The following is a 20,018-nucleotide window of genomic DNA, read 5'->3' as shown; positions in this document are numbered from 1 at the left end:
CTTGGGCGCGGCCTTTTTCTACCACCTGACGCGATCCTCGCTGGACGAGGCGCTGTCCCTGTTGATCGACAGATCACTGGGGAACGGGTGGCGTGTGGCCGTGCGCGGGACCGAAGCGGGCCGGCTGGAATGGCTGGACCAGAAACTCTGGATGGGGCCGGAAGAGCAATTCCTGCCCCATGGCATGGCGGGCGGCGCGCATGATGCGCTGCAGCCCGTTTTGCTAACGACGGGCACCGAACGCCCCAATGAGGCGGTCTGCCTGATGGCTATCGACCGCGCCGATGTCGCGCCGGACGAAGTGAACACGCTGGATCGTGTCTGCATCGTTTTTGATGGCTACGACCATGACCAACTGGCCCACGCACGGGGACAGTGGAAATCCCTGACGGACGAAGGATGCTCGGCTCAATACTGGTCAGAAGAATCCGGTCGGTGGGAGAAGAAGGCGGAAAAGTAACGCCTTAGCGCGTCAGGATTAGCGTGTTGTCCGTGATCTGCAGTGACGAGAAGCGTGATAGATAGCGCATCCCCAGCAGCGACTCGTGCAAGGCCCCACCATTGACCGAAGCTTTGATATTGGTGTCGGTAATCCCGTCCAGCGTCAGCGAATTCAGGGTCACGCGGGCAGTGCGGACCTCTCCGTTCGCGGTCATGGCGCGGCCCATGTAGGGTAGGTTGTCCAAGGGAATTCCCGCTGCGCGCGCGGCCTCTTGGGTCAGGACAATATCCGTCGCGCCTGTATCCACCACGAACCGCGTTGGCACGCCATTCACTCCGAGTGTCAGGTAATAATGCCCGTCACGGGAACGCGGAACGGTGATCTGAGCGTCCTGCGCGGAATAGCTTTGCATCGGCTGTTGTGTCTGCACATCCTCGTAAAGTGACGCGCCAATGGCGACGACGCCAAAGATCACAACCCACGCAGCGATTGTCTTGAACCCTTGGATCAGACCGGGCCGAATCCGCACCAAAACAATCCCGATTAGGGCACTTCCGAGCACCACCAGATACGCGGCGCGGGCAATATCATCTCCGGGTAGACTATCGAGCATTTGCACTTTCACTCAGGAAAAAGGACCTACCTGATATGGGAACGCGTCCGCCGTTTGTCACCCCGCGAAGCCAAAGCCGCGCAGACCGTCCAGTACGAACTGCACCGAGAGCGCGGCTAGGAGCATCCCGAGCAGTCGGCTGACCACATTGATACCAGTCCGCCCTAGAGCCTTTTCGATAACGCCGCCGGTAAAGAACAGCGCAAGCATGATTGCCAGAACCGCCAGCATCACGCCAAGCACCGAAAGGTAGCCAAGCACGCCATCGGTCTGACCACTGAGCAGGATCATCGTCGCAATCGCGCCGGGCCCCGCGATGAGCGGGATCGCAATGGGGAAGACCGAGGGATCATGACCCTCGTCCTCCTCGGCCTGATCTTCGCGGCGTTTGGTGCGGCGTTGGAAGAGCATGTCGAGCGCGGTCAGAAACAGCAGGATGCCGCCCGCGATGCGGAAGGCGTACATAGAGATGCCGATGAACCCCAAGAGCGCTTCGCCAAAGATCGAGAAGGCGGTCAGAATGCAGGCGGCGATAAAACAGGCTCGGATGCCGATCGCACGGCGCTTTTGCGGCGACATGCCTTGGGTCAGGGCCACGAACAGCGGGGTCAGGCCGATGGGGTCAATGATGACGAACAGCGTAAAGAACGCCGTGATCAGGAAATTCACATCCATGTCGGGCTCCTGTCGGTTGGGGTGACCGTCCTCGGGAACGGTCCCGCGCGCAAGGATTTTCTGGCAGGGCTCAGGCGGGGTTCTCGGCCTCTTCGAGCTTCATCATAGCGTCTTCCCACAGGCTTTCTGCGCGGACCAACGCCTCTTCGACCTCTGCCATTTTCTTTTGCCACTGCAGCGCCTCGTCCTTGCGGGCGGGGTCGTAGAGGTCGGGATCAGCCAGTTTGACTTCCAGCTTTTCTTTCATCTCCATCAGCTTTTCGACGCGCTCTTCGGACTTGCGGGCCTCGGACCGCAGGGCCTGCATGGCGTCGCGTCCGGGGCGCTTGGGCTTGTCCTCGGATTTCGCTTTGGCGGGGGCAGGGGTATCGCTGGTCAGCAGAAGTTTGCGATAGGACTCGAGGTCGTCCTCGTAGGGCGAGACCCGCCCGTCTTTGACCAGCCAAAGGCGATCCGCGACCATCCCAAGCAGGTGCATGTCGTGGCTGACCAGAACAACCGCGCCGGAGTATGCGGTCAACGCCTCGACCAAGGCTTCGCGGCTCTCAATATCAAGGTGGTTAGTCGGTTCGTCGAGGATCAAGAGATGCGGTGCATCCAAGGTCGCGAGCAGCAGCGACAGGCGGGCCTTTTGACCGCCCGAGAGTTTGCCGACCTCGGTTTCTGCTTGATCCGCGCCTAGACCAAAGCCTGCCAGTTTGGCGCGCAGCTTGGCCTGATGAACCTCGGGGCGCAGGCGTTGGAGGTGCATGAGGGGCGTGTCATCGACGTAAAGCTCATCCACCTGATGCTGTGCAAAAAAGCCGATCCGCAGTTTGTTCGATTTGGTCAGCTTGCCGGACATAGCATCCAGTCGGCCCGCGATCAGCTTCGACAGGGTCGATTTCCCCTCGCCGTTTTTCCCCAAGAGGGCGATGCGGTCGTCTTGGTCAATGCGCAGGTTCAGACGCTTCAGGATTGGGGTGTTGCCATAGCCGACCTCGACCCCTTCCATCGCGACAATGGGGGGTGACAGTTCTTCGGGCTCGGGGAAGGTAAAGACCCGCTTGGCCGCCTCTTCGGGGGCGCTAATGGGCTCCATCTTTTCGATCATCTTCAGGCGGGCTTGGGCCTGTTTCGCCTTGGTCGCCTTGGCGCGGAAACGGTCCACAAAGGATTGCAGATGCTCGCGGCGGGCGGACTGCTTTTTCGCGGCGGCGGCCAGAACCGCGCGCTGCTCGGCGCGGGTCTTGGCAAAGCGGTCGTAGCCCCCTTGGTACAGGGTCAGCTTGCGATCCTCGAGGTGCAGGATCTCGGTCACGGCGCGGTTCAACAGGCCGCGATCGTGGCTGATCACAATGACCGTATGGGGATAGGTGGCGAGGTATTCCTCGAGCCACAGCGCCCCTTCGAGGTCGAGATAGTTGGTCGGTTCGTCCAAGAGCAGCAGATCAGGCGCTGAAAACAGCACCGCCGCCAAGGCCACGCGCATCCGCCAGCCGCCCGAGAAGGCCGAACAAGGGCGCTGCTGCGCCTCGTAGTCGAAGCCGAGACCCTTGAGGATGGTCGAGGCGCGACCCTCGGCGCTCCAGGCTTCAATGTCGACCAGACGGGTCTGGATGTCGGCGATGCGGTGGGGGTCGGTGGCGGTTTCGGCCTCTGCCATCAGCGCGGCACGCTCGGTGTCGGCGGCCAGAACGGTATTAAGCAGGCTGACCTCGTTGCCCGGAACCTCCTGCGCGACGCCGCCGATGCGCGCTCGCGAGGGCAGGTTAATGTCCCCGCCGTCCAGCGTGAGTTCCCCACGGATCAGCCGGAACAAGGTGGTCTTGCCCGCGCCGTTCGGCCCGACCAGCCCCACCTTGTGGCCGTCGGGGATGGTGGCACTGGCCCCTTCAAACAGGGGGCGGCCTTCGATCGAATAGGAGATATCAGAAATCTTGAGCATGTCCCGCGATTAGCAGAGCCCAATGCCCTCGGAAAGCGGCCATTCACCGGATCGATGCGAAATCATGAAAGCTACGTGAATTTCCCGACTCATGACGTTACCGCCATCAAAGCTGTCTTCCCCCAGAAAGTTTTCCATGCTAGGGGGCGCGGGATCGCGGGTTTCGGCCCGCTCACGTCTAACTCAAATGAGGTTTTCCATGGCCACCGAACGCACTCTGAGCATCATCAAGCCCGACGCAACCAACCGCAACCTGACCGGCAAAATCAACGCCAAGTTTGAAGACGCTGGTCTGCGCATCGTTGCCCAGAAGCGCATCCACCTGACCCCCGCTCAGGCAGGCAAGTTCTACGAAGTGCACGCAGAGCGTCCATTCTACGGCGAACTGTGCGAATTCATGGCATCGGCGCCCGTCGTTGTTCAGGTTCTGGAAGGTGAAGGCGCAATCGCGAAAAACCGCGAAGTCATGGGCGCAACCAACCCCGCAGATGCAGCCGAAGGCACCATCCGCGCAGAATTCGCTCTGTCGGTTGGCGAAAACTCGGTTCACGGTTCGGACGCTCCCGAAACCGCAGCGAACGAAATCGCGTTCTTCTTCTCGGGTCTGGAACTGGTCGGCTAAGCCTACCTACGGATCTTGGGGTCAATGACCCCGATCATATCGAGGGCCGCTTCCAGTTCGGAGCGGCCCTTGTCATGTCTGGCGTCCTTCAGATCGTCGAACGCCACCCGCAGATCATCCTTTTCCTGTCCCTTGCAATCGTTCCAAGGGCGGCCCTGCAGCGCCATGACAAGCGCGTAGTATGCGATGAAATGTGGGGAATGGCCCGAGGCCAGCATCCGGCCATAGGCTTCGTGCGCGCCGACCTCGCGTAGGGTCTCGGCGTCATGGATGCCAGCGGCGGCTAGCGCTTTGGCCTGTGCGGGCCCGATGTATTTGATGGAGGTTACCGGAGTCGCCATGCCCCCTTATATCAAGGGGGCGAGGCAATCCCAGACTTCAGATCATTGCGAAGTCGGTAAAGATGAAGTCAGGCTCGTCGTCCTGTTTCTTCTTCTTTTTCTTAGGCGTTTCGTCGCGTCGTAACGCTTCGATCACCTGCTTGAGTTGCGGGTCGGGCTCGGGGGATGTGTTGTCCGGCATGAGTGCCTCCTTTCAATATATCAAGTATTGAAAGGAAGCTTTGTTCCAAAAAAGTCCCGCATAGGGATATCAGGATGCGCCTCTTGATAGAGCGGCCACCCCTGTTCGGGCCACTTCGGCCAATCCGAGGGGGCGCATAAGGTCCGCAAACGCATCAATTTTGTCAGGCGCGCCGGTTATTTCGAATACGAAGCTCGACAAGGTGCTGTCCACGACCTTGGCGCGGAAGATGTCTGCCAGACGCAGGGCCTCGACGCGCTTGTCGCCGGTGCAAGCCACTTTGATCAGGGCCAGTTCGCGCTGGACCGAGGGGCCCTCGACGGTCAGGTCATGGACTTCGTGAACGGGGACGATGCGGCCAAGCTGTGCTTTGATCTGGTTGATGACCTGCGGGGTGCCCGTGGTCACAATAGTGATGCGGCTCAGGTGACCTTCGTGATCAACCTCGGCCACGGTCAAGCTTTCGATGTTGTAGCCACGGCCCGAGAATAGGCCGATCACGCGGGCCAGAACGCCGGCTTCGTTGTCCACCAGAACAGCCAGAGTGTGGGTTTCTTCGACGTCCGAGAAATTGGGGCGTAGGTTATACGCCGAATGCTTGGACGAACCTTTTTTGATGTTGAGAGCTGCTGACATCTGAAAATTTCCTCTACCCGAAACGGCAGGCGCGCCTGCCAAGGGGACGGCGGGCGCACCCGCCGCCTGTTGTCCTATGGATTACACCAGCACCGCGCCGGTCGAGCCGATGGCATCGGTGGCATTCGCGTCACCAAGCAGCATCTCGTTGTGCGGCGCGCCCGACGGAATCATCGGGAAGCAGTTCTCGTGCTTTTCAACAAGGCAGTCAAAGATCACGGGGCCGTCGTAGTTCAGCATTTCCATGATCGCGTCGTCCAGATCCTTGGGATTCGAGCACAGGATGCCCTTGCAACCAAAGGCCTCGGCGAGCTTCACGAAGTCGGGCAGAGCCTCGGACCACGACTGCGAGTACCGCTCGCCGTGAAGCAGTTGCTGCCACTGGCGCACCATACCCAGACGTTCGTTGTTCAGGATGAATTGCTTGACCGGCGCGCGGTACTGAACCGCGGTGCACATTTCCTGCATATTCATCAGCCAGCTGGCTTCACCTGCGACGTTGATCACCAGCGACTCGGGGTGCGCGATCTGCACGCCAACCGACGCGGGAACGCCGTAGCCCATGGTCCCCAGACCACCCGAAGTCATCCAGCGGTTCGGATCTTCGAAGCCAAGGTACTGGGCCGCCCACATCTGGTGCTGGCCCACCTCGGTGGTGATGTAGCGGTCGTGGCCTTTGGTCAGCTCCTCAAGGCGCTGGAGTGCGTACTGGGGTTTGATGACCGAGCCTTCCTGCTTGAAGGACAGGCAGCGGACAGCTTTCCATTCTTCGATCTGTTTCCACCACTTGGCCAGAGCCTCTTGGTTGGTCTTGCGGCCGCGCGATTTCCAGACCTTCAGGATATCTTCCAGAACGTGACCCACATCGCCGACGATCGGGATGTCCACGCGGATGACTTTGTTGATCGAGCTCGGATCGATGTCGATATGCGCCTTTTTCGACTTCGGGCTAAACGCGTCAATGCGGCCGGTGATCCGGTCATCAAAACGGGCGCCGATGTTGATCATCAGGTCGCAGTCGTGCATCGCCATGTTGGCCTCATAGAGGCCGTGCATGCCGAGCATCCCCAGCCAGCCCTTGCCCGAGGCAGGGTAGGAGCCAAGGCCCATCAGGGTCGAGGTGATCGGGAAGCCAGTGGTGTCCACCAGTTCGCGCAGCAGTTGGCTGGCCGCGGGGCCAGAGTTGATCACGCCGCCGCCGGTGTAGAAGATCGGACGCTTCGCCTTTTCCAGCGCATCAACGAGTTCGTTGATCATGTCCAGATCGCCTTTGACCTGGGGCTGGTAGTGGCTGGTGCGCGCCTGCTTAGGACCTGCATAGGTGCCGGATGCGAACTGCACGTCCTTGGGGATGTCGATCAGCACAGGGCCGGGACGACCCGAGGTCGCCACGTGGAAGCCCTCGTGAATAGTCGCGGACAGGCGGTCGGTGTCTTTGACCAGCCAGTTGTGCTTGGTGCAGGGGCGGGTGATGCCAACGGTGTCGGCCTCTTGGAACGCGTCCGAGCCGATCATGAAGGTCGGCACCTGACCCGACAGAACCACCAGCGGGATCGAATCGAGCAGCGCATCGGTCAGGCCGGTCACAGCGTTCGTCGCGCCGGGGCCCGAGGTCACCAGAACAACGCCGGGTTTGCCGGTCGAGCGGGCATAACCCTCGGCTGCGTGAACCGCACCCTGTTCGTGGCGCACAAGGATGTGCTTGATATCATTCTGCTGAAAGATTTCGTCGTAGATCGGTAGCACGGCGCCACCGGGGTATCCGAACACGACTTCCACACCCTGATCCTTCAGGGCTTGGACTACCATTTTCGCTCCGGTCATCTGACGTGTCATCTGCGTGTCTCCGTTTACGACGTCACTTCTGTTTGAAACAAAAAAGCCCCCGATTTTCTCGGGGGCGCATGGGATACCGTTATGGTGTCCGTTACCGGCCCATGCGCCAATTTTCCACGACTAGTACGACCGACTGGTCCATAGGGGCTCTCCGTTTGCTGCGCCCTGATTAAAAGCGGCAAAAACCGAGGTCAACCGCATTTGTAGGAAATTTCGCGGGAATGGGCATGTTTGAAATAAAATTATTGCGAAGGGTCAGAGTCCGTGACCTGTCCCTTGCAGGACCCCATGCTCTAGCGCGTACCGGGTCAGCCCCGCAGTCGACGAGATGCCGAGCTTGCGCTTGATGTTCTTGCGGTGGGTTTCGACCGTCCGAACCGAGATGTCCAGTTCCGCCGCGACCTCTTTGTTGGACTTGCCCTGCGCCAGTTGCAGCAGCACCGTTTGTTCCCGAGAGGTCAGGGGTTCGCGGTCGCCTGTCGGCTCTGGGGTCAGCGACCCGCTGGCGCCGGTGCAGAGGTACCGCTCGCCGCGCATCACAGCGTCGATGGCGGTTTTGATCTCTTCGGTCGGGACATCCTTGAGCACATAGCCTCGCGCGCCGTGGGAGAGGGCGCTGCTGATGTACTCGGGGCTGTCATGCATGGACAGGATCAGGATACGGGTTTCAGGGCGACGTTCGAGGATGATCTCGGTCGCAGTCAGGCCGCCCACTCCCGGCATGTTCAGATCCAAGAGGATCACATCGGGGTTCAGGGTTTCGACCTGATCAATGGCTTCCTGCCCGTTACACAGAACGCCGACGACCTCTAGATCATCGTAGCCCTCGAGAATGGCTTCGATGCCATCAGCCACCATCGGGTGGTCGTCAACGATCAGCAGGCGGATCGGTGCGGTGCTCATTCGGGGGCCTCCGTCACGGGTTTCTTCGAGGCAGAGGTACTGCCGGTTTCGGGCGGCAACAAGTGGGTGAGGGGGACTGACACCGAAATCCGCGTGCCTGTCTTGGCCGATTGAATATTCAATGAGCCTTCGAGCTGTTCGACGCGTTCCTGCATGTTGCGCAGGCCAAGACCTTGGCGTGGGTTCTGGCGGCGGGCGGTTTCGAACCCGTGGCCGTTATCGGCGATGGTCATGGTCGCCCCGCTGCGGTGGCCGCGTAGGTCGATGGTGACGTGGTTGGCCCCAGAGTGCCGTTCGATGTTCGTCAGCGCCTCTTGGGCGATGCGATAGAGGGCGATCTTGGCGTCCTGATCCAGTCGGTTGCGAAAGACCACGGTGCTGAACTGGGTCTCGATCCCAGTGCGGGTGCTAAAGTCATCCGTCAGTGCTTTGAGGGCAGGACCAAGGCCCAAGTCGTCCAGCACGCCGGGGCGCAGGTCGCGACTGATCCTGCGCACCTCTTGGATCGCTCCGGATAGACTGTCGATTCCGCGGTTCATCGCCTCTGGCGCGCGGGGGTCATTGTTGGCGAACCGCTTCTTGGCCAATTCCAGTCCGTATCGCACCCCGACCAAAATTTGGCTGATGCTGTCATGAAGTTCGCGGGCCACGCGGCCACGCTCTTCTTCTTGGGCGTCAAACACGCGCTGGGTCAGGCTTTTGAGTTTCGCATCGGCCAGACGGCGTTCGCGCACGTTGATGATCATGCCCGTTCCGAACACCATCAGAAGCGAGGCAAAGGTAATCCCGCCGATGTAAAAGAAAGTCCGGCGCACGCGGGCCTCGACCTCTGACTTTGACGCAGCAACGGTTTTGATCACGTCGTCTACAAAGACGCCGGTACCCACCGCCCATCGCCAACTGGGAAAGCTGGTCACATAGGTGATCATCTGGGCCTCTTCGCCGGTGCTGGGCTTGGGCCATAGATATGTGTGGTAGCCCCCACCGGATCGCGCGACGCGAATCAATTCGTCGACCACGGGCGTTCCAGTAGAATCAGAAAGACCGGCCCAATTCTGGTTGATCATGTCCGTCTGGCGCGGCGAGACCAGATTATTGCCCTCGTAATCGTAGACAAAGAAGAAGCCTTCGGACCCGTAGATCATCGCAGCAAGGATCTGCATCACTTTGCGCTTGGACTCTTCGTCATCAGGGGCGGCGTTCCCATAGATGTAGTAAAAACTGTTCCGCGCCAGCGTCACGTAGTTCTTAAGCTCCTGCTTTTTCACGTCAATCAACTGGGATTCTAGCGTGCGAACTTCGCGTTCGGCCAGTTCCTGCGATTGTAGCGCCACCACGACCGAGATCGCCGCCACAGCCCCGATCAGCGGCAGGGTCGCGAGCAAGAAGAGCTTCTGCCCGTAACTGAAATGAAGACGCGAGAGAATCTGTTTCATGGGGCGATTCGCTCAGAACCGGCAGCCAAGATCAAGGCGCGCACAAAATAAAATTGCGCGACTCATGCCATTAAGAATCCGAAAATTTGTCGAATTTGGTCAGGAAATATGGCCAGAATGGCTGCGCTACGTAGTACTTGGTATTTGCCAAATGGTATTCCGACACTAAGGTCGCTGCACTTGATAACGATCCGCCCGCCGCAAGGTTGGGCAGAATTTGGGAGGAGAGACCATATGGATCGTCGTTCTTTTCTGAAGACTTCGGCAATTGGCGGCACCGCAGCTGCAGCCAGCACTCTGGCAGCACCCGCTATCGCGCAGGGCAACCGCACTCTGACCATGGTGACTTCGGTCCCCCATGGCTTTGCTGTGTTTGATGACGCGGCCGTGTACTTCAACAACGCTGTTCAGGCGATGACGGATGGCCAGATCACCATCGACAAAAAAGCAGCGGGCGAGCTTGTCGGCGGCTTCGAGGTGTTTGATGCTGTGTCGTCGGGCCAAGCGGACATGTACCACTCGGCTGACTACTACTTTGGCGGCCAGCACCCCGGTTATTACTACTACACCGCAGTTCCTTTCGGCGCGACCGCGCAGGAACTGTCGACTTGGATGTACCACGGCGGCGGTCAGGAACTGTACGACGGTCTGGGTGAAATCTTTGGCCTGAAGTCGTTCCACGCAGGCTCGACCGGCATGCAGCCCGGCGGCTGGTTCCGCAAGGAAATCCGCTCGGCAGACGACTTCAACGGTCTGAAGTTCCGTATGCCCGGCATTGGTGGCCGTGCACTGGGTATGACCGGCGCATCGGTTCAGTCGATCCCCGGCGGCGAAATCTATCAGGCTCTGGCATCCGGCGCGATCGACGGTGCAGAGTGGATTGGTCCCTTTGCGGACGAGCGTCTGGGCTTCCAGGAAGTCTGTAACTTCTACTACACCTCGGGCTTCCACGAGCCGGGCTCGGCTCTGTCGGTGTCGTTCAACCGCGATGTCTGGGACAGCCTGACACCCGGCCAGCAGGCCATCATGGAGCAGGCCGCCAAGGCAGCCACCACCCACAGCTTGACGCAGGGTATTGCGAACAACGCAGCCGCGCTGAAGCGTATTCAGAGCCAAGGCGTCAAGCTGATGGAATTCAGCGACGACGTGTGGGATCTGTTCGGCACCGCAGCGCTTCAGGCCATGGACGAATTCATGGACGATCCGATGTACGCGGAAATCCGCACGAGCTTCGAAGAGTCGATGAAGGCGAGCTCCGAGTGGCTCCAGCGCGCAGACCGCAGCTATGTGCAGCAGCGTGACCGCGTTCTGAACCGCGGTTAATTCCTGCCTTTGCATCGTGGGCACCGCTGATGAGCGGTGCCCTATTTCGTGCGAACACCGCGTTCGCAAACTAACCCGCGTCGAAGCGGGATACTCGGGGACATCATGGAACAGGAAAGCATCGGGCTGGGGGGCGCCTTGCTCTCGATGTGGGACGGCCTTGTTTGGGCGCTGTCCAACATCGCTATGGCCTTCTACAATTTCTTCTATGCTGTGTCGCATCCCAGCCTTTGGCTGGATTGGTCGAACAAAGAGGCCTTGTCGCGCTTTGTTTACTACGGCGGCTCGGTTGAATTCTTCTTTGTCATTTTCACCACCTTCCTGATCATCACGGCGGTCGGTGTCTGGAAACATAACTTCCTCTGGGGCTGTGTGCGCGGTCTCGAGGCATTTGCGAACGCCGCAGGCCGGTTTGCCGCTTGGGCGGGCCTGATCATGGTCCTTCAACAGACCGTCATCGTTCTGATGCAGCGGATCTTTGCACGGCCTGACGTGGTGCTGGGCTTTGGTATTCCTGTCGGTTTTGACGTGAGCTGGTGGTCCGAAGAGTTGAAGCTGTGGAATGCCATCGTTGTTGCGATGTGCGTCAGCTACACCTTTGTCCAAGGCGGGCATGTGCGCGTGGACCTCGTCTACGCGGCAGTCAGCCACCGCGTACAGCGCGTCATCGACATGGTCGGCTCGGTGATCTTTATGATGCCCTTGGCGGTGATCACGTGGATGTACGGCTGGTACTTCCTGTGGCGCCACCTGATCGTTCCCAAGCCGTCGGCCTCGGACCAGTTGGACCGCCTGCTGATGAAGTCGCGCGCCCTGCGCTGGAACGTAGAAACCATTGGTTTCTCGGCCAATGGCTTCACCGGCTACTTCCTGTTCAAAATCCTGCTCGTGACCTTCGCTGGTATGGTCTTCATCCATGCCTGCGCATTCTTCTGGCGTTCCTATCTGGAATACAAAGAAGGCCCGAACTCCGCTGGCCGCTTTGTGGACCGCGATACGCTGGGTGAAGGCGAAGAAGCCTACGAAGGCACCCATTAATTCAAGGCGGATAAGACATGCTATTCGGACTAGACGGCGTAGAGATCGGCCTGATCATCGTCTTTTTGTGCCTGTTCTCGGGCATTCTTTCGGGCTTTCCCGTTGCCTTCGCCATCGGCGGGGCAGGGGCGATCGCCTTTGGTATCATTGCCGCGCTTGATAGCGCGGGTCTCCTGATTCACCAGGCGATCGACACTGGGTCGGACGCCTATAACGCCCTTGTGGCCAGCGGGGTCAAACAGGACTCCATCTCGGTCTTTAGATATCCCGATCTTCCAAGGATCGCGGAACCTGTGTTTGTGTCTGGCTGGGAAACCGCGCTGGATCGCAACGTGTCGTTCATCGTGAACCGTATCAACGAGCGCGTTCTGGCAGGTCAATCGATCGAGACGCTGTTGGCCGTTCTGATGTTCGTTCTAATGGGCATCACGCTGGAACGTTCCAAGATCGCGAACGACCTCTTGACCACTATGGCCAAAGTCTTTGGGCCTCTGCCTGGCGGCTTGGCTGTGTCGGTTGTGGTTGTGGGCGCGTTCCTTGCGGCATCGACCGGTATCGTGGGCGCGACCGTTGTAACCATGGGGCTGCTCTCGCTGCCGACCATGCTGCGCAACAACTATTCGCCTGAGCTTTCCACCGGCGTGATTGCGGCTTCTGGTACATTGGGCCAGATCATCCCGCCGTCGATCGTGATTGTTTTGCTCGGCACGCTCGCGGGCGACCTGTACTCCACCGCTCAGGAAGAGCGCGCGCGCTCTGTCGGTTGCTCTGACGCGCTGACCTATTTGGGTGAGCCTGCGGTTGTGTCTGTTGGTACGCTGTTCCAAGCGGCGCTGCTGCCGGGCATCATGCTCGCCATGCTCTATGCGCTCTATGCCTTTGGCTACGCGCTGTTCAACCCGAGCAAAGCGCCTGCGGTGCAGATGGGCGACACGGGCACTGGCGAAGTCATCACCCGCAGCGAAGGCTTCACTTGGTTCCTTGGCTTGCCGGTCGCGCTGATCGCGGGACTGCTGATCCTTGGCAACCTCGGGATTGTCGGCACCCAAGACGTGACCGTCGACAGCTTTAGCGACGCGGGCACCACGGCAAGCTTGCGGACCAACGTGAGCGAAGAGTGTCAGGTCTCGATGATCGAGCTGCACGGCCAAGAGGCATGGGATACGGCGGTTGCTGAAAACCAAGCGATCACCGATGCAGGCGGTCTGCAGGAGAGCGTTCGCTTGACCCCTGAAGAGATGGACGCGGCCCGCGCCGAGAAGGTTGCTGCAGCAGCACCGATCGGAACAGGTGTGTCGATCATGATCGCGATGCTGGGGATCGTCCTGATGCTGGCGCGCGGTGTGGCCCCAAGCCAGGAACCCCGCCCGCTGCTGATCGGTGGCATCGGTCTGGTGCTGGCTGCTCTGGCAGACATTGTCCTAATCAATCCGCTAACCAGCGCGACCATGACCTTTGTTATCATGGCGCTGCCCATCGGGCTGACGCTGTGGTCGATGAAAGCGGCTGTAGCGCGTCTGGGTCAGAACGAGTTGATCCGCGTGGTCTTCCCGCCACTGGTTCTGATCGTTGCGGTTCTGGGTTCGATCCTTGGCGGTATCACCAACCCGACGCCCGCTGCGGCGCTCGGTGCGGTCGGTGCTCTGATGCTGGCGGCCTACCGCAAGCTCAAGGACGAGAACAAATCGGGCAAGATCATCATCAACTCGACCTTCGCGACGGTTATCCTGCTGATCTTGGGCATCAACTTTGACCTGCGCATTAACACCGAGAGCGTGTCGGCCGAAACTTGGATGGCGTTCACGCTGGCCTATGCGGCTTACCTCTACATCGTGTTTGGTGTGGGCTATGCATGCTGGACCCTGTTCCGCACAGGCGTTCTGTCGCCGGTCATGCGCGAGACGGCCAAAGTGACCAGCATGGTCTTTACCATTCTGATCGGGTCGCAGCTCTTGAACCTAGTGGTCATTTCGTTCGGCGGAGAGCACTACATCCAGATGTTCCTACGCAGCTTCGACAACGAATTCACGGTCTTCTTGATCGTGATGCTGGTGCTGTTCGTGCTGGGCTTTGTTCTCGACTTCCTCGAGATCATTTACATCGTGGTGCCGATCGTGGGGCCGGTGATCTATGGTGGGTCGTTTGATCCCAAATGGGTGACCATCATGATCGCGGTGAACTTGCAGACTTCGTTCCTGACGCCGCCCTTTGGCTTTGCGCTGTTCTATCTGCGTGGCGTTGCGCCTCGGGAAGTGACGACCGGCCATATCTACCGCGGTGTTGCGCCCTTTGTGTTGATCCAAGTGGTCGGGATTGCGATCCTGTGGCTCTTCCCGGGTATCGTGACCATCGTTCCTGACCTGATGCCGAAATAAGGCGTCAGGCGAGAGATAGAAAAAGGCCCCGTTTGCGCGGGGCCTTTTTTGTTGGAATTTGAGTATTTCAGGCAAAAAGAAGCGGGAGTCCCTTAGCGATTGACTGGCCGCACGTTGGGCAGGATCAGGTTCGAGACCTGTTCCGAGATCGGCTCTGTCGACAGGGGGTGCAGATCAGCCGAATAGTTCTCGGGCGTCTCCATCGGCTCCCACGCTCCGTTGCGGAAGAGTTCTATACCAGAGAAGTTGGCTTTGTAGCCCATTTTCTCTGATCCGGGGACCCAGTAGCCAAGGTAGACAAAGGGCAAGTCCAGCTCTAGCGCCAGTCTGATGTGATCCAGAATGATGAAGGTGCCAAGGCTGCGATTGGCCAGCTCGGGCTTGTAGAAGCTGTAGACCATGCTCAGGCCGTCTTGCAGGACATCGGTCAGACACACGGCGGTCAGCGCATCATTGGTCGCGGTCGAGTCGGTGTATTCGATCACACGGGTGCGGACCGGCGTTTCTTCGATCATCGCGGCGAATTCGAAGATGTCCATGTCGGCCATGCCGCCGTCTGCATGACGCGCAGTCAGGTAGCGGCGGAAGAGATCGTACTGCTCTTCTGTCGCCCAAGGGCTGCGCACTTCGCGTTCGAGCATCTTATTTCTGCGCAGGGTTTTGGACTGGCTCTTCGTCGGCGCAAAATCGCTGACGCGAATGCGGGCGGACAAGCATCCGGCGCAATCCGAACAGGATGGACGATACAGCACGTTCTGCGAGCGGCGGAATCCCTGCTGTGAGAGGGAATCATTCAGCGCATGAGCGCCCTCTCCTTGCAACGCAGTAAAGAGCTTCCGTTCCATGCGGTCCGAAAGGTAAGGGCAGCTTTGAGGGGCTGTCACGTAGAACTGTGGTGTAAGCGGAGGTGTATGGCGCATCGTCTGTCACTTTGATTTCGCCTCAGACGATAGCAACGCCGCCCCCTCGCGCCAAGGGGGCAGTCAAATAGCTGACGCGAACGTCAGTATAGCGTCGTCTTGTTCATTGGAACGGTGCCCATGATATGGTCGGTAAGACCTTGGCGACGTGATGAGGTCAGCATCAGCACAATGGATACGATCTGCAGCGGAAAGACGGCAAACGATACAGAGTATCCGAGCGTGTGCAAAAAGGCGGTGGGCAGGTCAAACTTTTGGCCCTGCAGGGTCCGCAATTCCATCGACATCAGGCGCATGCCCCACGTGGCGGATCCGCGGGCCAGAGTGATGACGCGATACGCAAAACCGATCACCATCATCATCACGGGAAAGAAGAAGATCCCGGTGAAAAATGTAAAGGGCAGGATCAACGCGCATAGGACGGCAACGATCACCAGATCCACCAGCCACGCCAACAGGCGCTTGGTCGGGGTGTCCGCATAAAGTTCTTCGTGGCGGTCGGGGTCGGGCAAGATGTCTGAATAGCTCATGTGTTTGGTGCCGGTTTCGGATTAGGTCTGGGTCGGGGCCCGCCGGAGCGGGCGGGCCCATGGTAATGGATTAGGCGTTCTGTGTCTCGGCTTCGGTGCCGGACTTGCCGCGTTCATCCATAAAGCGGTCGAACTCTGCCTTGTCTTTGGCGTCGCGCAGACGCTCAAGGAAGCTTTCAAAGGCGATCTGCTCGTCTTCGAGACGGCGCAGGGTGTCGGCCTTGTAGGCGTCAAAGGCAGTGTTGCCGGACGAGCGGGTGTTGTGGCCAAAACGACGTTTTGCACAGCAGGACGATTTGAACATTTTTTTGCTCCAGATCATGTAGGCCAGCAGCGCGAGACCGACAGGCCAGAAAAAGATGAAGGACAGGACCATCGCAGCGATCCATGCGCCTTTGCCTCTGGCATCGAGCCAGGCTTCAGCGCGGGCGAACCAGCCGCGGGCTTCTTGGGGTATTGGATCTGCAAAAGTAGACATGAAGTGCTCCGTTTAGGGTGAATGTGAATGCTTTTCACATTACAACAGATCGTGATGGAGCCGGCCCAATACAAGAGGCAATGTGAAAACTTTTTACATTATTTGGATTAGGCCGTGAAATCAGCAGTTTGCGCGCCGCTTATGGGTAATAATTCCTGCGGCTTTAGGGCAAATATGTGCCTTGGGGTGCCCGCAGCGGCCCAGATTTCACTAAATTCTAGGAGTCGCGGGTCCAAAAACGCGCGGATCGGGTTGAGGTGTCCAACAGGCGAAACGCCCCCGATGGCAAAGCCGGTCTGGCTGCGGATCAAGGCAGCATCCGCCTTGCCCAAAGGTTCTCCGGCCAGTGCGCTCGCCTTGTCCGCGCAGACTTTGTTGCCCCCAGCGGTCAAAAAGAGGATCGCCTCTCCGCTGGTTTCCCCGCGAAAGATGATGGATTTCGCGATTTGATCGACATGGCAGTTTGCAGCGTCTGCGGCCTGCTGCGCGGTGCGTGTCTCGCCCATTTCCAGAATTTCAGGCTCGAAACCGGCGTCGATCAGGGCTTGGCGGACACGCTTCAGACTCTTGCTCATTTCGGGCTCCTTTCGGGATTTGATCTGGGCCATTGACGCGGTGTTCAGGCAGACCCAAACATGCGCTCATGACATTCGCATCCCGTATGACCCGCACGCCGCGCCCCTTCAATCCCGAACGTGGGGCCGAAGGGGCTGCTCTGTTCCCGATGTTGCCGCCAGAGACCCGCGCCCTGATCGAAGGGACTGCCGGGTGCAGCCCATATCTGCGCGGCCTTCTGGCGAAGGAAACCGATTGGATTGCGGAGGCTGTGTCAGACCCAGAAGGTGCACTGGCCGCAGTGTTCGATCGGCTAAGGGCAACCGCGCCCGATCAACGGGCAGGGGCCCTGAGGCAAGGCAAACGGCGGGTGGCGCTGCTGACTGCGCTTGCGGATCTAGGGGGTGTTTGGACGCTCGAAGAGGTGACGGGTGCGCTGACGGACTTTGCTGGCCTGGCGACCCATTTGGCGATGACAACCTGCGTCGGCGCCGAAATCCGGCGGGGAAAATTGCCCGGCATGACCGAGGATGACGTGGAACTGGCGGGTGGCATGGTGGCGCTGGCCATGGGCAAGATGGGCGCCGGAGAGCTGAACTACAGCTCTGACATCGACTTGATCTGTCTGTTCGACGAGACAAAGTACACCCGTGATGACTACCTTGACGCCCGCGCGGCGCTGATCCGCGCCACGCGCAAAATGTGTGCAATGCTCTCGGACAATACGGCGGATGGCTATGTCTTTCGCACCGACCTGCGTTTGCGCCCCGATTCGGGTGTGACGCCGGTGTGCATGCCGATGGAGGCCGCAGAACGGTATTACGAAAGCCTAGGCCGCACGTGGGAGCGCGCTGCTTATATCAAGGCTTACCCTTGCGCGGGCGATATCGACGCCGGGCTCGAGTTCTTGAAAACCTTGACCCCGTTTGTCTGGCGCAAGCATTTGGACTTTGCGGCCATTCAGGACGCGCACGATATGCGTCTGGCGATCCGCAACCACAAAGGTCTGCACGGTCCTGTCAGCCTGCCTGGCCACAATATGAAGCTTGGACGCGGCGGTATTCGCGAGATCGAGTTCTTTACCCAAACGCGCCAGTTGATCGCCGGTGGGCGTGATCCCGAGCTGCGCGTTCGTGGCACAGTGCCAGGCCTACAGGTGCTGGCCCAGAAGGGGTGGATCATCCCCGATGTGGCGGACACCCTGACAAGCCACTATCGCTTTCACCGAGAGGTCGAACACCGTTTGCAGATGGTGAACGACGCACAAACCCATACTTTGCCGACGGCGCCCGAAGAGCTGGACCGGATCGCGGCGATGATGGACATGGACACACCCGCGCTGGAGCAAGAGTTGCGAGAGAGGCTTTCTGCCGTCCATGATCTCACCGAAGATTTCTTTGCCCCCGACGCGCCATCCAAACCCTGTGAAGAGGCCGCGACGCTGGACCACGAGATCGTGGAGCGCTGGAAAACATACCCAGCCTTGCGCTCCGCACGCGCGGTCGAGATTTTTGAGCGATTGAAGCCCGAAATTCTGACCAAGCTCAGTGCCTCTCCGAAGCCTGACGAGGCTTTGATTGCCTTTGACGGATTTCTGTCCGGCCTTCCTGCGGGCGTGCAGCTCTTTTCGCTGTTCGAGGCCAATCCGCATCTGGTTGATCTGATCGTCGACATCGCCAGCACAGCGCAAGCTTTGGCACGGTATCTGTCGCGCAACGCAGGTGTGCTGGACGGGGTGATCGGCGGCAGTTTCTTTGATCCTTGGCCCGGGCGGGAGGCGCTGAGCCAAGAGCTGACGTCGCGCCTGCAAGCGGCAGAGGGGGACTACGAGCGGCAACTGGACGACACACGCCGCTGGACCAAGGAATGGCATTTCCGAATTGGTGTGCACCTGTTGCGCGGGCTTATCTCAGCCGAAGAGGCGGGCCACGAATATGCTGACCTTGCTGCAGCGACCTTGGCGGGACTGTTCCCCGCCGTACAGACAGAGTTTGCCCGCAAGCACGGTCCTGCGCCCGGTCGCGGCGCGGCGGTTCTGGGCATGGGCAGCCTTGGCGCTTGCATGCAGACGGCGACTTCGGATCTGGACGTCATTGTCATTTACGATCCCGAAGGCGCCGAGGAGTCGACGGGCAAGCGGCCGTTGCACGTTCGGACCTATTTTGCCCGCCTGACACAGGCTTTGGTGACCGCGATGACCGCGCCGATGTCCGAAGGGCGTCTATACGAGATGGACATGCGCCTGCGGCCCTCGGGCAATCAGGGGCCGGTGGCGACCAGTTGGGACGCCTTCCAGATCTATCAGAAAACCGAGGCTTGGACATGGGAGCATCTGGCTCTGACCCGCGCGGCGGTGGTCGTCGGTGGTGCAGGATTGTCCGAGGATATCGAAGCATTCCGCCAAGAGCTGATCGCCAAAGAACGGGACGAAGGCGCCGTTTTGCGGGATGTGGCTGACATGCGCGCACGGATCAGGGCTGCGAAAACTCCTGCCAGCCTGTGGGACGTCAAGGTAGGTGATGGCCGGATGCAGGACATCGAACTCTTTGCCCAAGCGGCAACGTTGCTCTCCGGGCAGGCCAATCGCAGTGTGGCGGACGGTTTGACCGCCGCCTGCTCCTTGGGTTGGATGACTGATGCAGAGGCTCGGGCGTTGTGTCAGATCTATCGCCAGCTGTGGCAGGTGCAGGTCGCCACGCGGCTCTTGGGGGATGGTCGATTGGAGCCGGCTAAGATCGGCAGCGGGGGCGAACAATTTCTGCTCAGCGTCTGTGATTGCCAAAATATGCCGCAACTGGAACAGCGGTTGTCCGAGGGCTATGTCACTGCAGCAGAACACATCGACGCGGTCTTGGCCGCACGCGCAAAGGACGCCCCCGCATGACCACCGAGAAGGATCCCAATGACCCCAAAGGCCTGATCCGTGAGGCCTACAGGATTGACGGGATCACACTGGCCGAATGCCGTAGCATTTTTCTGGATTGGGCGCTCAGCGTGCCGACGGATGATCTGCAACAGGTGATCGGCCAGCTGTTGGAGAGGTATGGTCAGGAGGCACAGCACCCGATGACCACAGTGCTGAAAGAAGGACTCGCGACCTCTGACAGGCCCAAAAGGCGCGGGGGATGGCGGTCGCGTCCACGCGACTGAGCTTTGGACATAGAAAAACGCGGCGCCCGATGAGCAC

General features: G+C 59.6%; 20 protein-coding genes. 7 read left to right on the top strand and 13 right to left on the bottom strand.

Features of this window, described 5'->3' with window-relative positions; all coding sequences use genetic code 11:
• Position 1 precedes the first annotated feature (1 nt).
• Complete coding sequence (locus AB9K37_RS14950) at positions 2–460, top strand: DNA polymerase III subunit chi (RefSeq protein ID WP_369840326.1); 459 nt, start codon at positions 2–4, stop codon at positions 458–460.
• Between the two features lie 4 nt (positions 461–464).
• Here the strand turns inward: AB9K37_RS14950 and AB9K37_RS14945 are convergent, their stop codons facing one another.
• The 3 genes from AB9K37_RS14945 to AB9K37_RS14935 all read right to left on the bottom strand — a co-directional run bounded on the left by AB9K37_RS14945 (position 465) and on the right by AB9K37_RS14935 (position 3,657).
• Positions 465–1,055, bottom strand: coding sequence for a TIGR02281 family clan AA aspartic protease (locus tag AB9K37_RS14945; protein ID WP_369840324.1), 591 nt, complete (start codon positions 1,053–1,055; stop codon positions 465–467).
• A gap of 57 nt (positions 1,056–1,112) precedes the next feature.
• Positions 1,113–1,730, bottom strand: coding sequence for a MarC family protein (locus tag AB9K37_RS14940; RefSeq protein WP_369840322.1), 618 nt, complete (start codon positions 1,728–1,730; stop codon positions 1,113–1,115).
• Between the two features lie 70 nt (positions 1,731–1,800).
• Positions 1,801–3,657, bottom strand: a complete 1,857-nt coding sequence (locus AB9K37_RS14935; protein ID WP_369840320.1) for an ABC-F family ATP-binding cassette domain-containing protein — start codon at positions 3,655–3,657, stop codon at positions 1,801–1,803.
• Between the two features lie 199 nt (positions 3,658–3,856).
• Between AB9K37_RS14935 and ndk the strand changes: the two genes are divergently transcribed.
• Positions 3,857–4,279, top strand: coding sequence for a nucleoside-diphosphate kinase (gene ndk / locus AB9K37_RS14930; protein ID WP_072707004.1), 423 nt, complete (start codon positions 3,857–3,859; stop codon positions 4,277–4,279).
• A 2-nt stretch (positions 4,280–4,281) separates the two neighbouring features.
• Here the strand turns inward: ndk and AB9K37_RS14925 are convergent, their stop codons facing one another.
• The 6 genes from AB9K37_RS14925 to AB9K37_RS14900 form a co-directional block, all read right to left on the bottom strand.
• Positions 4,282–4,620 carry a TfoX/Sxy family DNA transformation protein gene (locus AB9K37_RS14925; protein WP_369840318.1) on the bottom strand — a complete coding sequence of 113 codons (339 nt, stop codon included), beginning with the start codon at positions 4,618–4,620 and terminating at the stop codon, positions 4,282–4,284.
• Between the two features lie 37 nt (positions 4,621–4,657).
• Complete coding sequence (locus tag AB9K37_RS14920) at positions 4,658–4,801, bottom strand: hypothetical protein (protein ID WP_369840316.1); 144 nt, start codon at positions 4,799–4,801, stop codon at positions 4,658–4,660.
• 69 nt (positions 4,802–4,870) lie between these two features.
• A complete protein-coding gene (gene ilvN, locus AB9K37_RS14915) occupies positions 4,871–5,437 on the bottom strand; it encodes an acetolactate synthase small subunit (RefSeq protein WP_369840314.1) in 567 nt (188 codons plus the stop codon).
• Positions 5,438–5,518: 81 nt separating this feature from the next.
• A complete protein-coding gene (locus AB9K37_RS14910) occupies positions 5,519–7,273 on the bottom strand; it encodes an acetolactate synthase 3 large subunit (RefSeq protein WP_369840312.1) in 1,755 nt (584 codons plus the stop codon).
• A gap of 255 nt (positions 7,274–7,528) precedes the next feature.
• The gene (locus AB9K37_RS14905) at positions 7,529–8,176 is read right to left on the bottom strand and encodes a response regulator (RefSeq protein ID WP_369840310.1); all 648 of its coding nucleotides are present in this window, start codon (positions 8,174–8,176) and stop codon (positions 7,529–7,531) included.
• Positions 8,173–9,612, bottom strand: coding sequence for a cache domain-containing protein (locus AB9K37_RS14900; RefSeq protein ID WP_369840308.1), 1,440 nt, complete (start codon positions 9,610–9,612; stop codon positions 8,173–8,175). The genes AB9K37_RS14905 and AB9K37_RS14900 overlap by 4 nt, the downstream gene beginning before the upstream one ends.
• Positions 9,613–9,846: 234 nt before the next feature.
• On the opposite strand from AB9K37_RS14900, the gene AB9K37_RS14895 reads away from it, so the two are divergent.
• From AB9K37_RS14895 to AB9K37_RS14885, 3 genes are all read left to right on the top strand, one after another.
• Positions 9,847–10,935, top strand: coding sequence for a TRAP transporter substrate-binding protein (locus AB9K37_RS14895; protein ID WP_369840306.1), 1,089 nt, complete (start codon positions 9,847–9,849; stop codon positions 10,933–10,935).
• Between the two features lie 147 nt (positions 10,936–11,082).
• A complete protein-coding gene (locus tag AB9K37_RS14890) occupies positions 11,083–11,973 on the top strand; it encodes a TRAP transporter small permease subunit (protein WP_369840659.1) in 891 nt (296 codons plus the stop codon).
• Positions 11,974–11,990: 17 nt separating this feature from the next.
• Positions 11,991–14,348: a TRAP transporter large permease subunit gene (locus AB9K37_RS14885; protein ID WP_369840304.1), complete on the top strand. Its 2,358-nt coding sequence runs from the start codon at positions 11,991–11,993 to the stop codon at positions 14,346–14,348.
• Positions 14,349–14,440: 92 nt separating this feature from the next.
• Here the strand turns inward: AB9K37_RS14885 and AB9K37_RS14880 are convergent, their stop codons facing one another.
• The 4 genes from AB9K37_RS14880 to AB9K37_RS14865 form a co-directional block, all read right to left on the bottom strand.
• Entirely contained in the window at positions 14,441–15,268 is an 828-nt protein-coding gene (locus tag AB9K37_RS14880) for an arginyltransferase (protein ID WP_369840302.1), read from the bottom strand.
• A gap of 83 nt (positions 15,269–15,351) precedes the next feature.
• Complete coding sequence (locus AB9K37_RS14875; RefSeq protein ID WP_369840300.1) at positions 15,352–15,798, bottom strand: RDD family protein; 447 nt, start codon at positions 15,796–15,798, stop codon at positions 15,352–15,354.
• Positions 15,799–15,868: 70 nt separating this feature from the next.
• Positions 15,869–16,276: a DUF2852 domain-containing protein gene (locus AB9K37_RS14870; protein ID WP_369840298.1), complete on the bottom strand. Its 408-nt coding sequence runs from the start codon at positions 16,274–16,276 to the stop codon at positions 15,869–15,871.
• A 107-nt stretch (positions 16,277–16,383) separates the two neighbouring features.
• Positions 16,384–16,851 carry a YbaK/EbsC family protein gene (locus AB9K37_RS14865; RefSeq protein WP_369840296.1) on the bottom strand — a complete coding sequence of 156 codons (468 nt, stop codon included), beginning with the start codon at positions 16,849–16,851 and terminating at the stop codon, positions 16,384–16,386.
• A gap of 68 nt (positions 16,852–16,919) precedes the next feature.
• On the opposite strand from AB9K37_RS14865, the gene AB9K37_RS14860 reads away from it, so the two are divergent.
• Positions 16,920–19,715 carry a glutamine-synthetase adenylyltransferase gene (locus AB9K37_RS14860; protein WP_369840294.1) on the top strand — a complete coding sequence of 932 codons (2,796 nt, stop codon included), beginning with the start codon at positions 16,920–16,922 and terminating at the stop codon, positions 19,713–19,715.
• The gene (locus AB9K37_RS14855) at positions 19,712–19,981 is read left to right on the top strand and encodes a hypothetical protein (protein WP_369840292.1); all 270 of its coding nucleotides are present in this window, start codon (positions 19,712–19,714) and stop codon (positions 19,979–19,981) included. Before AB9K37_RS14860 ends, AB9K37_RS14855 begins: the two co-directional genes overlap by 4 nt.
• The last annotated feature ends 37 nt before the right edge of the window (positions 19,982–20,018 follow it).

The organism is Donghicola sp. XS_ASV15 (assembly GCF_041224595.1).
GTDB lineage: Bacteria > Pseudomonadota > Alphaproteobacteria > Rhodobacterales > Rhodobacteraceae > Donghicola.
This window is presented reverse-complemented; position numbering and strand designations above follow the sequence as displayed.

Bases quoted from the DNA above. Each gene is read 5' to 3' on its own strand.
- AB9K37_RS14945 (WP_369840324.1), bottom strand. From the start codon at position 1,055: ATGCTCGATAGTCTACCCGGAGATGATATTGCCCGCGCCGCGTATCTG.
- AB9K37_RS14940 (WP_369840322.1), bottom strand. From the start codon at position 1,730: ATGGATGTGAATTTCCTGATCACGGCGTTCTTTACGCTGTTCGTCATC.
- AB9K37_RS14935 (WP_369840320.1), bottom strand. From the start codon at position 3,657: ATGCTCAAGATTTCTGATATCTCCTATTCGATCGAAGGCCGCCCCCTG.
- ndk (WP_072707004.1), top strand. From the start codon at position 3,857: ATGGCCACCGAACGCACTCTGAGCATCATCAAGCCCGACGCAACCAAC.
- AB9K37_RS14925 (WP_369840318.1), bottom strand. From the start codon at position 4,620: ATGGCGACTCCGGTAACCTCCATCAAATACATCGGGCCCGCACAGGCC.
- AB9K37_RS14920 (WP_369840316.1), bottom strand. From the start codon at position 4,801: ATGCCGGACAACACATCCCCCGAGCCCGACCCGCAACTCAAGCAGGTG.
- ilvN (WP_369840314.1), bottom strand. From the start codon at position 5,437: ATGTCAGCAGCTCTCAACATCAAAAAAGGTTCGTCCAAGCATTCGGCG.
- AB9K37_RS14910 (WP_369840312.1), bottom strand. From the start codon at position 7,273: ATGACACGTCAGATGACCGGAGCGAAAATGGTAGTCCAAGCCCTGAAG.
- AB9K37_RS14905 (WP_369840310.1), bottom strand. From the start codon at position 8,176: ATGAGCACCGCACCGATCCGCCTGCTGATCGTTGACGACCACCCGATG.
- AB9K37_RS14900 (WP_369840308.1), bottom strand. From the start codon at position 9,612: ATGAAACAGATTCTCTCGCGTCTTCATTTCAGTTACGGGCAGAAGCTC.
- AB9K37_RS14895 (WP_369840306.1), top strand. From the start codon at position 9,847: ATGGATCGTCGTTCTTTTCTGAAGACTTCGGCAATTGGCGGCACCGCA.
- AB9K37_RS14890 (WP_369840659.1), top strand. From the start codon at position 11,083: ATGTGGGACGGCCTTGTTTGGGCGCTGTCCAACATCGCTATGGCCTTC.
- AB9K37_RS14885 (WP_369840304.1), top strand. From the start codon at position 11,991: ATGCTATTCGGACTAGACGGCGTAGAGATCGGCCTGATCATCGTCTTT.
- AB9K37_RS14880 (WP_369840302.1), bottom strand. From the start codon at position 15,268: ATGCGCCATACACCTCCGCTTACACCACAGTTCTACGTGACAGCCCCT.
- AB9K37_RS14875 (WP_369840300.1), bottom strand. From the start codon at position 15,798: ATGAGCTATTCAGACATCTTGCCCGACCCCGACCGCCACGAAGAACTT.
- AB9K37_RS14870 (WP_369840298.1), bottom strand. From the start codon at position 16,276: ATGTCTACTTTTGCAGATCCAATACCCCAAGAAGCCCGCGGCTGGTTC.
- AB9K37_RS14865 (WP_369840296.1), bottom strand. From the start codon at position 16,851: ATGAGCAAGAGTCTGAAGCGTGTCCGCCAAGCCCTGATCGACGCCGGT.
- AB9K37_RS14860 (WP_369840294.1), top strand. From the start codon at position 16,920: ATGACATTCGCATCCCGTATGACCCGCACGCCGCGCCCCTTCAATCCC.
- AB9K37_RS14855 (WP_369840292.1), top strand. From the start codon at position 19,712: ATGACCACCGAGAAGGATCCCAATGACCCCAAAGGCCTGATCCGTGAG.